Annotated in this window: 10 protein-coding genes and 1 pseudogene; 7 read left to right on the top strand and 4 right to left on the bottom strand. The window is 67.1% G+C overall.

The window, feature by feature from the left end; genetic code table 11:
- Positions 1-583: 583 nt before the first annotated feature.
- On the bottom strand, positions 584-1264 hold the full coding sequence (locus DDF67_RS25340; RefSeq protein ID WP_146198027.1) for a hypothetical protein: 681 nt from the start codon (positions 1262-1264) through the stop codon (positions 584-586).
- 1012 nt (positions 1265-2276) lie between these two features.
- Between DDF67_RS25340 and pgm the strand changes: the two genes are divergently transcribed.
- Complete coding sequence (gene pgm / locus DDF67_RS13250) at positions 2277-3917, top strand: phosphoglucomutase (alpha-D-glucose-1,6-bisphosphate-dependent) (RefSeq protein WP_109101351.1); 1641 nt, start codon at positions 2277-2279, stop codon at positions 3915-3917.
- An 868-nt stretch (positions 3918-4785) separates the two neighbouring features.
- Here pgm and trbB read toward each other — a convergent pair.
- Together trbB and DDF67_RS13240 are read right to left on the bottom strand one after the other, a co-directional pair.
- Complete coding sequence (trbB, locus tag DDF67_RS13245; RefSeq protein WP_109101350.1) at positions 4786-5739, bottom strand: P-type conjugative transfer ATPase TrbB; 954 nt, start codon at positions 5737-5739, stop codon at positions 4786-4788.
- Positions 5740-5742: 3 nt separating this feature from the next.
- The gene (locus tag DDF67_RS13240; RefSeq protein WP_109101355.1) at positions 5743-7674 is read right to left on the bottom strand and encodes a type IV secretory system conjugative DNA transfer family protein; all 1932 of its coding nucleotides are present in this window, start codon (positions 7672-7674) and stop codon (positions 5743-5745) included.
- Between the two features lie 250 nt (positions 7675-7924).
- Here DDF67_RS13240 and DDF67_RS13235 point away from each other — a divergent pair, with 250 nt between their 5' ends.
- The 6 genes and pseudogenes from DDF67_RS13235 to DDF67_RS13210 all read left to right on the top strand — a co-directional run bounded on the left by DDF67_RS13235 (position 7925) and on the right by DDF67_RS13210 (position 14619).
- Positions 7925-8215: a TraR/DksA C4-type zinc finger protein gene (locus DDF67_RS13235; protein WP_109101349.1), complete on the top strand. Its 291-nt coding sequence runs from the start codon at positions 7925-7927 to the stop codon at positions 8213-8215.
- A gap of 15 nt (positions 8216-8230) precedes the next feature.
- Positions 8231-8458: pseudogene (locus tag DDF67_RS26400) on the top strand (DinB/UmuC family translesion DNA polymerase); the annotation flags it as partial.
- A 205-nt stretch (positions 8459-8663) separates the two neighbouring features.
- Entirely contained in the window at positions 8664-9431 is a 768-nt protein-coding gene (locus tag DDF67_RS13225) for an ImuA family protein (protein WP_109101354.1), read from the top strand.
- Positions 9343-10866, top strand: a complete 1524-nt coding sequence (locus tag DDF67_RS13220) for a Y-family DNA polymerase (RefSeq protein ID WP_233247652.1) — start codon at positions 9343-9345, stop codon at positions 10864-10866. Before DDF67_RS13225 ends, DDF67_RS13220 begins: the two co-directional genes overlap by 89 nt.
- Complete coding sequence (locus DDF67_RS13215; RefSeq protein ID WP_109101346.1) at positions 10863-14027, top strand: error-prone DNA polymerase; 3165 nt, start codon at positions 10863-10865, stop codon at positions 14025-14027. Before DDF67_RS13220 ends, DDF67_RS13215 begins: the two co-directional genes overlap by 4 nt.
- Positions 14028-14034: 7 nt before the next feature.
- On the top strand, positions 14035-14619 hold the full coding sequence (locus DDF67_RS13210; RefSeq protein ID WP_109101345.1) for an alpha-ketoglutarate-dependent dioxygenase AlkB: 585 nt from the start codon (positions 14035-14037) through the stop codon (positions 14617-14619).
- Here DDF67_RS13210 and DDF67_RS13205 read toward each other — a convergent pair.
- The gene (locus DDF67_RS13205) at positions 14616-14960 is read right to left on the bottom strand and encodes a hypothetical protein (protein ID WP_109101344.1); all 345 of its coding nucleotides are present in this window, start codon (positions 14958-14960) and stop codon (positions 14616-14618) included. The two genes, DDF67_RS13210 and DDF67_RS13205, sit on opposite strands and share 4 nt — an antisense overlap.
- Between the last annotated feature and the right edge of the window lie 29 nt (positions 14961-14989).

Here is a 14989-nt window from a genome sequence, read left to right as displayed (position 1 = left end):
TGGTAGCCAACGATAGTCAGCCGCACAGAAGAGACGTCGCCGGTCAGCGTCACGAAATGCCCCCGCTTCTCCACGATCTTAACGGACGTACCAACGGTCCGCTACGGGTCGGGAACGGAAATGAGCGCCCTGACTGAGACCGGACATTGAGGGCACCGCCACCGCGCCGGTCTCTTGTCCGGACCAAGGTCCGGTTGCCGGCGCGGGGCCAATTTCGGTTCGCGACCCAAGTCGGACAGACCCAGCGCCAGCTCTCAGACCGCTTCAAACACCAACCACCCTAGCAGAGCCCATCCACTGGCTGTTCCCGGCAATGCCGCCGGTCCATGGTGCTGAATCCCAGGAACGCGAATGGTGCGGCGCATTGCAGGCGCTCGGCCCCGCCCCTAGACGGAACCTGACTCGTAGGCGACCCTCGGGCGGTCCGCTTTCAAGAGCGCGCCGGGTCGGTGCCGACGGTGGCGAACGATGCGGGCGGCCGAGTCCTGCGCTCGACAACCGAAATCACGCGGTCACTTCTAGCCTATAGTCATCATCGACAGTATCGCCATAAAGAGCGCATTAGACATTGATCGCCCCAAAACTATAGCGTGAAATCTTCTCTCTGTGCGACGTATCGGTCTGGGTACCTCGTGGTGGTGCTCAGATATGCCGCAGATCCATTTTTGGCAAGCCAAGGCAAGCGCTTCTGGATGTACCGATTTACTTTATCTCTGGTAATCTCGACCGTCGCTGAAGCGAATTCGATCGGCACGCCAATCAGTTCTTGAAGCTTCGTAGGATCAATAACTTGCACACTGCTGGCGTCTGTCGGGTCAATGAAGCGCACGATCAGAGGCAAATCCGTCGCCTCGACCGTAATGGGCGAACTGCTCCTTAGCCGCGCAAGTGCACCACGCTTTCCGCCCCCAGGGGCGTCCAGATCGCCCTGAATCGACGTCAACCGATCAAAGTATTTATCCGGAGACCAGCCTTTGAGATTGAGGAAAATTCTCTCATCGTCGTAAGACCAGCCAACCCGACACACGAAAAGCTGAACGTTTCCGCCCAAGTCAATTTCGATCGCGTCACCGAGTGTATTTAAGTGCGCCATTTCCCCATTTGGAAATGCGTTTACATTCCGAGCAACGCGTTCCCATACACCGCTTCCCGTGACGTACTTTTCGCCGATCTTGACATTAACCGACAGGCGAAATCGGTACCTGAATGTCGGCCCAACGCAGGCAGTTAGACTTCCCAGAAGCCCCGCCAACGCCGAGGCCATGAAAACCCTCCGGCCTCTCAATCTCGCCGCCAAAGCATGGGAACCTATCGAGGCAGGGCGGCGACCTGAGCCGCCAGTGAGACCTTGCACAGCGCTCTCGAGAAGCCGTCGCGGGTCGTTTCCAGCACGCGATTTCACGGCGGGTGGGTCAGCAGATTGGGTGGCGGAGGCTGGGCTCATGTCGAAACGATAGGTCAGCCAAGGTCTTCTAACCACCCTTAGCGGAACTCGGGGGCGTCAGCAGATCGGACCTAACCGCTTCGGTCTGCGTATACGCCGGGTTCTGGGCCCATCTACGGATGAAGGGCCAGACGTCGATCTGCCCCTCAAGGGCCCGCCTTGACCGGCAACTCGCCGCCCGGCTTGGGCTCGGCATGCGGTTAAGCCTGAACAGGCGCTTCGCGCCTGCGGCTTAACCGCTAGCCTTTAAAGCGCACGCCGCATGCACGCCATCCTGGGTGCTTCGGAGGCCTGCATCGCCGTGCATCCGTCCGACATGTGCGTGGCCTTGGCCGCCCTCGACGCCGTTGTCCATCTCGCGGGTCGGGCGGGCGTACACAAGCCTGCCGCTGACCGACTTCCATCGCCTGCCTGGCGATCGGCCCAATCTCGAAACCGAGCTCTCGCCAGGCGAGCTGATCACCGCCGCCATGCTCAGATGTTCGGGATCGACCAGACGCGTGTGGTTGCCACCTCTCCCTTCGTCGGCGGCAAGACCCTGTGGCAGCAACAGGTGCTAGCGGCCTGCGCCGCGCATCTGACGGGCTGCGCCGTGCGGCTGACCCGTCTATCGGATGGTCGGCGGCCGCGCCCCGGCGCTGCAGCGAGTGGCGCTGGGCGCCGATCGCGACGGTTGTCTCAAGGCCCTGATCCACAGCGGCGTCACGCCAAGATCCGGGCGCGAAAGGATCGACGAGCACCTATGCCCGCAGGCCGCGAGAGAGTTAAAGCCGTATATCGGAACCTTTCCCGCTATAGCGCATATTAGGGGCCAGTCATTTCGGGGACATCCATGCACGAACACGCCGGGCGCCGCGCGCGCCCCGAGGACCTGACGGACGTCGACGCCCTGGTGTGCGCCTATGCCGATCGCCAGCCTGACATGAGCGATGTCGCACAGCGGGTGGCCTTCGGCACCTCGGGACACCGTGGTTCGAGCGCGGACGGCGCCTTCAACGAAGGCCACGTCCTGGCGATCACTCAGGCCATCGTCGAACACCGCGCCAGCCAGGGGATTACTGGCCCGGTCTTCGTCGGCCGCGACACCCATGCCCTGTCGGAACCGGCCTGGCGCTCGGTTCTCGAGGTTCTGGCCGGCAATGGCGTCGAGGCGCTCGTCGACGCAACCGACGGGTTCACGCCGACCCCCGCCGTTTCCCACGCCATCCTGATCCACAACCGCGCCCACGGCGCACAGGCCGACGGCATTCTGCTCACCCCGTCGCACAACCCTCCGCGTGACGGCGGCATCAAGTACAATCCGCCTTCCGGCGGCCCAGCCGGCGGCGAAATCACTTCGGCCATCGCCGCCCGGGCCAACCAGTTGCTGGAAGGCGGCATGCGCGAAGTTCGCCGCGCCCCGTTCGAGCGCGCCCGGGCGGCAGCCAGGAACCACGACTTCCTGGGCCTCTACATCGACGACCTGCCCGCCATCCTCGACCTGGACGCCATCCGGGCGTCGGGCGTGCGGATTGGGGCCGATCCGCTGGGCGGCGCCGCCGTCGCCTATTGGGGCGAAATCGCCCAGCGCCATCGGCTGGATCTGACCGTGGTCAACGACAGGGTCGACCGCCAGTGGGCGTTCATGCCGCTCGACAGCGACGGCAAGATCCGCATGGACTGCTCGTCGCCCAGCGCCATGGCCAATCTGATCGAGATGATGAAGGGGCAAACGCCGTTCGACGTGGCCGTTGGCAACGACGCCGACGCCGATCGTCATGGCGTCGTCACGCCGGACGGCGGCCTGATGAACCCCAACCATTATCTGGCCGTCGCCATCGCCTACCTGTTCGCCCATCGCCCGCAATGGGCGCAGGACGTCACGGTCGGCAAGACGCTCGTCTCCTCCTCGATGATCGATCGCGTCGTGGCCGGGCTGGGCCGGCGACTTCTGGAGACGCCGGTCGGCTTCAAGCACTTCGTGCCCGGCCTTCTGGACGGCTCGGTGGGCTTTGGCGGCGAGGAATCGGCCGGCGCCTCGTTCCTGCGCAGGGACGGTTCGGTCTGGACAACCGACAAGGACGGCATCCTGCTGTCGCTGCTGGCCGCCGAGATCCAGGCCGTCACCGGCAAGAGCGCCAGCCAGCTCTATGCCGGCCTCGCCGACCAATACGGCGCGCCCGCCTACGCACGCATCGACGCGCCCGCCGATCGCCGGGAAAAGGCCCGGCTCGCGGCGCTCAGCCCCACCGACGTGTCGGCGGAGAGCCTGGCGGGCGAGACCATCACCAGCATTCTGACTGCCGCGCCCGGCAACGGCGAAGCGATCGGCGGGCTAAAGGTCACGACCAAGAACGCCTGGTTCGCCGCTCGGCCGTCCGGCACCGAGGACGTCTACAAGATCTATGCGGAATCGTTCCTCGGCGCCGAACATCTCAAGGCCGTCCAGACCGAGGCCCGAGACCTGGTCGGCAAGGTTCTCAAGTCGGCCTAGTTCCGACGGGCCTATCGCTTCGAGTCGATCTGGGCTGGAACTTCATGGGCGTTGCCGCCGTCGGAAGAACTGGGCGCAGGGTTCTGGCGCGCAGTCGTCCCTGAATCCGGCCCGGTCTCGCGCTCGGCCGAACCTCGCGCCGACGGCCCTTCGGCGGCCTGCTGGCCCGGGCGCTCATCCGCTTTCGGCATTTCGGACGATTTCGAGCAGGATGCGGCCAGAACCGCTGTCGCCAGGATCATCACCGGTAGCCGCATCGTCGCCTCCGTCTGTCGCGGCTCAATCGCCGACGAACGTGGACGTTCCCAGATCAAGCCTTTGACGCCCGCCGGAACGGCGACGGGTCCGGTCCGTTCGACCCGCCCCCGACATCGTTGCGATCGATAGCGGACAGTTCGACCAGTCTTGAACACCAATCTCTAGGCGTTGTTCTAGATCACTAAACGGCCAAGCCAGACAGATGTTGTGGACCCAGAATACTGATCACCCACGAAGCAGGTGTTGAAACCTTCGATCTTGAGTGAAGGCGCCAGTTTGACGCCCGGTACCGATCACCGAGACAACTGAACCTGTCCCGCCGCCATCAGCACGCTCTGCCCAGGAACAAGATCTCCCGCGGCCACCCACCGAGTGTCTTGGTTCGATTTTCGCCTGTACTGATCCGCACGAACGGACTCTGCGACAGCGATCACTCGTCGAGCGCCTCGATCTGCGGAAGGCCCGCCGAAGGCAGGGATGTACTGGCTTGGCGCGCGCGCCAAGGGCGCCGATGACAACAACCTCAGCTACGTCGTCATCTTTGGGTCCTTCGCCCTTGAGCTGAAAGGCGGGTCGCAACGCGGCCCGGCCACCGTCCCTGGCGCGCTCATCAGATCGGCGTCAGTCGGTAGCCTGTCTCCTCGCTCCATCCCCCGACCCTCAGCAGGGTTTTCAAGGCGCGTCCTTTAGAGGTTCTCGTCAAGAAGGCGATGAGACCGATCGCCTGGCCGATCGCACGCCGCGGCACGCGCTGGCTGACCTCGCCAATCAGGTCCTCCAGCCGATCGAGCGCCTCGGCCGCGCTGTTGGCGTGCAGCGTCGCCACTCCGCCGGGGTGGCCGGTGTTCCAGGCCTTGAGCATGTCCAACGCACTGCCGTCGCGCACCTCGCCGATCACGATGCGATCTGGGCGCAGGCGTAGCGCGCTGCGCACCAGTTCGGCCATGGTCACGACCGGCGCGGCGCGGCGCGTCAGCAGCGCCAGTTGATCCTCGGCCGAACACTGAAGTTCGGCAGTGTCCTCGATGAGGATCACCCGATCCTGTGCGAAGGCGGGCAGGGCCAGGAGCGCATTGGCCATGGTCGTCTTGCCCGCGCCGGTCCCGCCGGCCACCAGGATGTTCTCGCGCGCCGCCACCGCCTCGGCCAGGGCGGCGGCGTGACCAGGGTCCACGACCCCTTGGACGACAAAGTCCTGGAGCGTGAAGATCATGGCCGGACGCTTGCGGATCACGAAACACGGGCCAGCCGCGACCGGCGCGTAGATCCCCTGAAACCGCTCGCCGCCCGGCAGGGCGGCGCTGATCAGAGGCTGATCGTGGGTCACCACCTCGCCGGCGTGATCGGCGACCAGGCGCAGCACGCGTTCGGCGTCCGCCGCGCTCATCACCACTCCGGTGTCCTCACGGCCCCGCCCAGCGCGCTCGACCCACACGCGGCCATCAGCGTTGACCATCACCTCCACCACGTCGTCCGCGGCGAGGGCCGCGGCGACGGCGGGGCCGAGGGCCTGGGCCAGGGCGTCAGACTTTCGTGTCGCGGTCACCGGGTCGGTCAGGGCCATGAGCTAATCCTCGAAGCTGAAGGTCAGGTCGGCGACGCTAAGGATGGCCGGCGGCGGCCCGCTGGGTTTCCGCGCGGTCGAGGCCGGGGCGCTCTTGAGGGGTCGGTCGCCGGGCGCTGCTGCCCGCACGCCGAGCCAGTCGTTGGGCGGCGGGCCGGGCACATCGAGCGTCTCGGGCGTCTGCACGAAGCGCGCCCGTTCGCCAGCGAAGAAGTTGCGCGTCACCGCCGCGATCGCCGGCACCTCCCAGTAGCGGATCTTGTCGGTGATGAAGGGCTTGGCGTTGCTGACGAACAGGAACTGCTTGTCGGCTGGCAGAGCCCGTACGTCCTGCTCGGCCAGGACGTATCGCTCGACCTCGGCCTGGTTTCGGCTGCGATGGCCCTTGCCGAAGGCCAAACGCGGGTCGCTGAAGCTCTCGCGCATTTCCAGCGCACGCCCGGCCCGCTTGACCACGCGCTCGATACTGGTCGGCTCGGAGGTCGCGAAGGCGGCCGTGACGTGGCAGTTGTCGAAGATCGAGGTGTAGACGCCGTAGTATTTGAAGACGTCGTTGAACGACTGGCAGATCAGATGGGCGGCGATCCCGTAGCCCGCCATCTCCCCCAGCGCGTTTTCCAAGAACGGTAGCGGGCCGAGCTTGGGAAACTCGTCGAGCATCATCAGCAGTTTGTGGCGCTTGGGACGGCCGCGGCTGTCGGTGTCCACCGTCTCCATCAGGCTGTTGAGGCTCTGACGCAACATCACACGGACGATGAACGCCAAGCGGTCGGCGTGGGCCTGCGGGGTGATCAAATAGAGGCTCACCGGGGCCTTGGAGCAGACCAAGTCGCCGATGCAGAAGTCAGAGGCTCCGGTCGCGTGGCAGACCAACGGGTCGGCCCATAGGGCCAGGGACTTCTGGGCCGTGGCCAGGACGCTTGAGCGAACCCGAGGCTCCATCGATCTGAACGCCGTCGCCCCCAGCCACACCTCTGGATGGGTCTCGGCGATCGGTTGGCCTTTGCCGTCCCGCGCCAGGCCGTCCGGCGCGGCCGCGTCGGGCCGCCAGCGATGCTTGGTGGCCAGCATGGCGTCCAAAGTCGCCTCGATGTCGATGAGCAGCCGACGGACGTGTCCCAGGGTCTTGTACTCGTTGGGCTCGGCATAAAGGCAATGCAGGATCACGCCGGTGAAGAAGTTGGCCGCGCTCTGGTCGAAGAAGTCGAGATTGCCGCCCTTCAGGCCAATCGGGTCGACCAGGATGCCAACGATGTTCTGGATGTCGGCGATCTCCATCGCGCCCTTACGGACCTCGAACAGCGGGTTCCAGCGCGCGGTGTTGGGATCGGTCGGCGCAAAGTAGAACGTGTGGGAGAAGGTCCGCCGATAGTCGGCGGTGATGTGCCAAAGCTCCCCCTTGCGATCGTAGGTGAAAGCGCTCTCGCCCCAGCCGATCTCCGAGGGCACCACGTGCCCCGCCCCCTTGCCCGAACGCGAGGCGCCCACGATCACGCAATGGGCCATCATCCCGATGGTCAGGAGGCGTCCCTTCAGGCGGCCCAGCACGCGTCCCTGCAGGCGCCCTCCCGACACCAGCCCGGCCCGCCGCGCGTCGGTCAGACCGCCCCAGGCGTTCTTGCCGAACGGACGGGGCCGCGCCACGAACCGGCGGGTCAGGCCGATGACCATCAGCAAAGGCCACAGGAACACCGCCAGGCCGACCAGGGACGCCTGGTCGAACGCCTGCGGATAGGCCTCGGCCCAGCGGCCGTACCAGTCGACGAAGGCCCAGGGCGGATAGAGCCGGATCGAACCAGCCTGCGCCCACCCCGGACCAAAGGCGGCGGGATAACCGAACTGGTGGGCGGTCGATTGCGTCGCCGCCCACAGCCCCAGGAGCAGGCCGGCAAGCGCCAGGGACAGGATCGCGAGTGCTTTGGGGCCTTTGGCCATCATCGCCTCCCAAGCCCCGGACATCAGTCGATCAAGGCGGCCCGGACGGCGCAACCCGTCAATTTTAGGGGGCGCCGCCATTGAAGTCTCGGAGGAAGCGCAGTCACCATGCCCTGATGAGGACTGGCGTGGCCCGCCAGCCGACGCGCCGACGCGACAATATGACCGGCTCGCCTCGGGCCGTCTGGTCTGGAGAGCCGCCGACGCAATGCCCACCTAAAGCTCGGGAAATCTGGAGTTATCGCGACGCATGGCCGGCGGCTGGACACTTGACGGGGGCGTGCTCGACCAGATCGAGGACACGGTGACCGACGGGGTCTTGAGCGCTCGCGCCCGTCTGCCGGCCGGCGAGAGCCTGCTGTTCTGCGTCGAGTGCGGCGAGGACATCTACGGCATCGCCCGCGGCGTCGACGACCGGCCCGTCAATCCGGACCGCGAGCGTAAGTCCTCCGGGTCGGAGACCACCTTCGAGACCAACCTCCTCGACACCACGCGCATTGAAACCGAGATCGCGGCCCTGGCCGAGAAGGTCTTCGCCTAGTGCCAGAAGGCGCATGCCTACGGCCGCACCGCCACGGTCAAGATCAAGTACGCCGACTTCGCGCAAGCCACCCGCCATTGGTCCCTGGCCGCGCCGATCAGTGACGCGGCGACCCTGCGCCTGCTGGCCCAGGACCTCGTGCGGTCGGTGTACCCGTTGCGGACAGGAGTGCGCCTGCTGGGCGTAACCGTGTCCAGCTTCGCCAGCGCGCCGCCTTCGGTCCAAGCCGCCCTGCCCGTCTAGACCACCAAGCCGAACGCGGCGCGTTGGCGCCCCGTTTTCCGGCCGAGCTTACGTCAGCTTTGGTCGTTACTGAAAAATTCTGAGTCCGCCCAAACCCTTGCGCCGCCTTAATCTTGGCCTTGGCGCGGCGCCTGGACGCATCCGGGAGTCGATTGACTCTCCTGCGCTAACGAGAACAAAGATGGAACAAGGCCGTTCTGTCAGCATGTCTCTCACCCCATCCCCCGCCGCGCTCGACGCGCTTCGCCGCAAGGTCCGCGCCCTGGAGACCCAGGATCGCGTCACCCGCGCGGTTCTACCGTTCGGCGTGCCGCCCCTGGACGCTCGGCTGCCCGGCGGCGGCCTGGCCATGGGCGCGCTGCACGAGGTGGCGGGCGGCGCGGACGAAGCGCTCTACGGGGCGACGGCCGCGAGGTTCGCCGCCGGCGTCCTGGCCCGAGCCCAGGGCGAGGTCCTCTGGTGCCGGCGGCAGGCCGATCTCTTCGCCCCATCGCTCGCCCAGGCCGGCCTGCCGCCAGAGCGCGTGATCTTCGCCGACGCCGGCGACGAGGCCGGCGTGCTGGCGGCGATGGAGGAAGGCTTGCGCTGGCCAGGGCTTGCGGGCGTCATTGGCGAGGTCGGCAAGCTCTCCATGACCGCTTCGCGTCGGCTGCAGCTGGCGGCCGAGAAGAGCGGTCAGATCGCCATAGCGGTCCGAAGATGGCGACGGATCGCTGACGCGGCCGACCTTGGCCAGCCGACGGCGGCCGAGACGCGGTGGCGGGTCTCCCCCCTGCCCTCTTCGCCGCTTCCGCCGTCTGTTCCCGGCGTGGGTCGTCCCCGCTGGTTCCTCGAACTCCTCCGCTGCAAGGCCGGCGACGCCTTCGACATCGAGCTAGAAGCCTGTGACGCAAAGGGTCATCTCCGTCTTCCTGCCCCGCTGGCCCACCGACCGGTTGGCCCGTATGCAGGGCAAGGCCGCGCCGTCGCCTGACATCCCGATCGTCATGGTCGGGCGCGTCGGGCGCCGACGCGCAGTGGCGCACATGAACCTGGCCGCGGCCAAGACCGGTCTGCGGTTTGGCCAGGCCGTCGCCCACGCCACCGCCCTCGTTCCAGGATTGCTCCTCCACGACCTCGACGCCGAGGGCGACAACGCCGCCCTGCAGCGCCTGGCGCTCTGGGCCCAGCGGCTCTACTCGCCGACGGTGGCGGCCGATCCGCCCGACGGCCTGGTCATCGACGCCACCGGCTGCGCGCATCTGTTCGGCGGCGAGGAGAAGATGCTGATCGACCTGCGCCGGCGCCTCGCTAAGGCCGGCTACGCAGCCACCGTCGCGATCGCCGACAGCTGGGGCGGCGCCCACGCCCTTGCCCGCTATTCGCGACGCTCGCTGTTCGTCGTGCCGCCCGGCGGCCTGGGCGTGCAGCTCAAGGACCTGCCGGTGGCGGCGCTGCGCCTGCCGCCGGAGACCGTCCAGGCTTTGGCCAAGCCGGGCTTCGACACCATCGGCGAGCTGGAGGCCACGGCCAAGGGCCCGCTGGTTCACCGCTTTGGCCTGCAGCCCGTCCGCCGGCTTGACCAGGCCCATGGCCGCGAGCGCGAGCCGATCGAGCCGGTGTTCTCGCCCGAAACGCCCCGCGCGGCCAAGATTTTCGCTGAGCCGATCGGCGCGCCCGAAACCATAGCCCGCTACCTGACCGAACTGACGGTCGAACTCTGCGCCACGCTTGAAGCTCTAACGCTCGGCGCCAAGACGATCGACGCCTGGTTCTACCGGGTCGACCATCGCGTCGAGGGCGCGCGCATTAGCCTGTCGACCCCGGCTCGTGACGCTCGCCGGCTGGCCAAGTTGCTCTGTGAAAAGCTCGAAAAGGTCGATCCGGGCTTCGGAGTCGACAAGATGGTCCTGGCCGCGCCGCGCGCCGCGCCGCTGGCCTATAGCCAAGACGACGTGCTGGGCGGCAGACGCGTCGCCGATCTGTCGGGCCTGATCGACACGCTTCGGGTGCGTCTGGGCGCGGAGGCGGTCTATCGCCTGGCCAGCGCCGAAAGCGACATCCCCGAGCGCAGCGTGCGCAAGGCGCCGGCGGCTGAAACGCCGGCCGCCTTCTCCTGGCCCGTCGACTGGCCGCGGCCGACCCGGTTCTTCCCTCGTCCCGAACCGATCGAGACCGTCGCTCTGCTCCCCGACCAGCCGCCGGCCTCGTTCACCTGGCGCGGGGTGCGCCGGCGGGTTCGACGCGCCGACGGCCCTGAGCGGGTGTTTGGCGAGTGGTGGAAGGCCGATGCCGAACTGGCCCGGTCCAGGGACTATTTCCAGGTCGAAGACGAAGGCGGCGAGCGCTACTGGATCTATCGCGACGGCGACGGCGAAGACGCCGCCACCGGCAGTCAACGCTGGTTCATGGCCGGGGTGTTCGGATGAGCTCACCCGGCCAAGCACCTGAAGATCTTGGCGAATATGTCGAGCTCCAATGCGCCTCGCACTTCTCGCTGCTGCGCGGGGCGTCATCTCCCGGCGAGCTGTTCGACGAGGCTGCTCGGCTAGGCTACCGGGCGCTGGCCATCTGCGATCGCAACAGCCTGGCCGGCCTGGTGCGCGCCCACATCGCCGCCAAGGAAACCGGGGTTCGGCTGATCGTCGGCTGCGAGCTGGTCCTGCGCGACGGCATGACGATCGTGGTCCTGCCCACCGACCGGCCGGCCTATAGCCGCCTGTCGCGGATGCTGTCCTTGGGAAAGACGCGCACCGGCAAGGGCGGCTGCGACCTTGATCTCACCGATCTTGCCGCCCACGCCGAGGGCCTGATCGCCATCCTCGTGCCCGAGGACGCCGACGAGACCACTGCTCAGCAGCTGAGCAAGCTCGCGGGCATTTTCGGCCCGGACGCCCATGTCGCCCTGACCTTGCGCCGACGGCCGGGCGACGCGCTGCGGCTCTATGAGCTTGAGCAGATGGCTCTCGCCGCCGGCGTCACCTCCGTGGTCACCAACCGGGTGCTGTTCCACGAGAAGGACCGGCGGCTCCTTCAGGACGTCGTCACCTGTATCCGCGAGAACACCACGATCGACGATGTCGGCTTCAAGCGCGACCGGCACGCCGACCGTTATCTGAAGGCGCCCGCCGAGATCCTGCGCCTCTTCCCGCGCCATCGCGCCGCCGTCGCCGCCTCGGTGGCGATCGCCGCCCGCTGCCAGTTCTCGCTGTCGGAGCTCAGCTACCAGTACCCGCGTGAAGTGGTCGCCGATGGCGAGACGGCCCAACAGACCCTGGAGCGCCTGACCTGGGAAGGCGCGGCCCAGCGCTTTCCGGACGGCGTGACCCCGGATGTCCGCCGGATCCTTCAGCACGAACTGAAGCTGATCGGGCAGCTGGGCTATGCGCCCTACTTCCTGACCGTCAATTCGATCGTCCGCTACTCCAAGAGCCAGGACATTCTCTGCCAGGGCCGCGGCTCGGCCGCCAATTCGGCCGTCTGCTATGTGCTTGGGATTACGTCAATCGACCCCGAGCGCAACGACCTCCTGTTCGAGCGCTTCGTCAGCGCCGAGCGCGACGAGCCGCCGGACATCGATGTCGATTTCGAGCACGCGCGCCGCGAGACGGTGATGCAATGGATCTTCGAAACCTATGGCCGCCATCGCTCGGCGATCGTCGCGGTCGTCCAGCGCTTCCGGCCGCGCGGCGCGGTGCGTGACGTCGGCAAGGTCCTGGGCCTGCCCGAGGACATGACCAAGGGGCTCTCCAGCCAGATCTGGAGCTTCAGCCGCGAGGACATCGAGGAAAAGCACGCCCGTGACATGGGTCTGGATCTTTCCGACCGACGCCTGCGTCTCACCCTGGAGCTGGCCCAGGTCCTGCTCAACACCCCGCGGCATTTTGGCCAGCACCCCGGCGGCTTCGTCCTGACCCATGATCGCCTCGACGAGCTGGTCCCGATCGAGCCGGCGCGGATGGAGGATCGTCAGATCATCGAGTGGGACAAGGACGACATCGACGAACTGAAGTTCATGAAGGTCGACGTCCTGGGACTGGGGATGATGACCTGCCTCAAGCGCGGCCTGGATCTGCTCAAGGACGCCAAGGGGATCGCGCTCGATCTCGCGACCATTCCGCCCGAAGACCCGCGCACCTATGCGATGATCCGCCGGGCCGACACCCTGGGCGTCTTCCAGATCGAGAGCCGGGCCCAGATGGCCATGCTGCCCAGGCTCAAGCCCCGCAGCTTCTACGACCTGGTCATCGAGGTTGCGATCGTACGGCCCGGTCCCATCCAGGGCGACATGGTCCACCCCTATCTTCGCCGTCGCGAGGGCAAGGAGAAGGTGACCTATCCCAAGCCCGAGCTGGAGAAGGTGCTGGGCAAGACGCTGGGCGTGCCGCTTTTTCAGGAGCAGGCCATGCGGGTGGCGATCGAGTGCGCCGGCTTCACGCCCGGCGAGGCCGACCAACTGCGCCGGGCCATGGCCACCTTCAAGTTCACCGGCGGGGTCTCCCACTTCAAGGACAAGCTGGTCGGCGGCATGGTCGCTCGCGGCTATCCGGAAGACTTTGCGCAGGCCACTTTCAGCCAGCTGGAGGGCTTTGGCTCCTACGGCTTTCCCGAAAGCCATGCGGCCAGCTTCGCCCTTCTGGCCTATGCGTCATCCTGGCTCAAATGCCACCACCCCGAGGTCTTCTGCGCGGCGCTGCTCAACAGCCAGCCCATGGGCTTCTACCAGCCGGCCCAGATCGTCCGCGACGCCGTCGAGCACGGCGTGGAGGTCCGGCCGATCTGCGTCAACGCCTCGCGCTGGGACTGCACGCTGGAAGAACGCCGCAACGGATCCCTGGCGGTGCGCCTTGGCCTGCGGATGGTTCGAGGTCTTGCCGAAACCGACGCCGCGCGCATCGTCCTGGCGCGCGAGGAGACGCCCTATGCCTCGGCCGACGACCTGTGGCGGCGCGCCCAGGTCGGGACCGGCGCCCTGTCGCGCCTGGCCGAAGCCGACGCCTTCGCCCCAGGCCTGCGGCTTGACCGACGCGAGGCCGGGTGGGCGATCAAAGGCCTGCGAGACGCGGCTCTGCCGCTGTTTGACGCGGTCGGGGCCAGCGCCCTGAACGAGCCGGAACCGGCGCTAAAGGCGATGACCGAGGGTCGCCAGGTCGTTGAGGACTACAGCCATGTCGGCCTCTCGCTCCGGCGTCATCCGCTGGCCCTGCTGCGCGACGACCTCGCAAACCAGGGCTGGCGCCCGTGCCAGGCCGCCGCCCAAGGTCGCGACCGCCAGTTCATCAAGACCGCGGGTCTGGTGCTGGTGCGCCAGATGCCCGGCACAGCCAAGGGGGTAATGTTCATGACCATTGAGGACGAGACCGGCGTGGCCAACCTCGTGATCTGGCGCACGCTCTACGAAAAGCAGCGCCGCATTGCGCTTGGCGCCCACCTGCTCGGCGTGGAGGGCCGCATCCAGCGCGAGGGCGAGGTCGTTCACCTGGTCGCCTACAAGCTCCATGACCTCGGCGCGGCCTTGTCGAGTCTGCAGGATCGCGGCGCCGACGCCGGCGATCTGTCCTGGGCCCGCCGCAGCCGCAATTTCTGTTGAGGGGCCGATGATCGAAACCCAACCGTTGCTGTTCGATCTTCCCCTGGCGCCCAGGACGCCCTGGCCGGAAGGCTTTCGCTATCAGCCCGAGCTGATCGACGCGGCCGAGGAACGTGACCTCGTCGCCAGTTTCCAGGACCTGCCGTTCAAGGCCTATGAGCATCTGGGCTATTTCGGAAATCGCCGCATCGCCGGCTTTGGCTGGCGTCAGGAAGAGAGCGGCCGGATGGTCGAGACCGGCGAGCCGATCCCGGACCTGCTCCTGCCGTTGCTCGACAAGGTGGCGGCCTTCACGGGCCTGGCGCAGGCCAGCTTCCGCCATGCCCTGGTCACGGAATATTCGCCGGGCGCCGGCATCGGCTGGCATCGTGACCGACCGCCGGCCGAGGCGATCGCCGGGGTCTCGCTCTTGTCGCCCTGTCAGTTCCGCCTCAGGCGCAAGGCCGCGGACCGCTGGGACCGCGCGTCGATCATCGCTGCGCCACGCTCGGCCTATCTGATGGCGGGCCCGGCGCGCAGCGACTGGCAGCACAGCATCCCCGCGCTCGAGGCGCTGCGCTATTCGGTGACGTTCCGGACAGTGCGGCGCTAGACGCCCCAGCTGACCAGGAACGTCTCGATCAGGGCCTTGGCCAGCCCTTCGAACCGCGCGGCAGCCGCGACCGGGACGCGTGCGCTTAATCCGCCCGGGAACTTGGCCAGCGCCCCGCCGGTCAGAGCGAGCACCAGCTCCAACTGGCCGCGCGCATCGCGAGGCTCCGCGTCCGGACCAAGGCCCGAAACCGTTGCGCCGGGAGGAATGACGAACGCGTAGACGACGATTTTGCCGGCGGCGGCGGCATGAGCCAGGAAGCGCTCGCAGCGCTCGGCGACCCCCTCCAGATCGGGGATTTCCGCGCACGTCTCGACCGTGAGGTCGTCCTCGGACGGCAAGGGCGCGGCCTTCGCCGAGGATCGCTTTT

The organism is Caulobacter endophyticus, from assembly GCF_003116815.1.
In the GTDB taxonomy this organism is placed as follows: Bacteria; Pseudomonadota; Alphaproteobacteria; order Caulobacterales; family Caulobacteraceae; genus Caulobacter; species Caulobacter endophyticus.
Note: the sequence above shows the minus strand (reverse complement) of the source record. Positions and strands in the feature narration are given on the sequence as shown.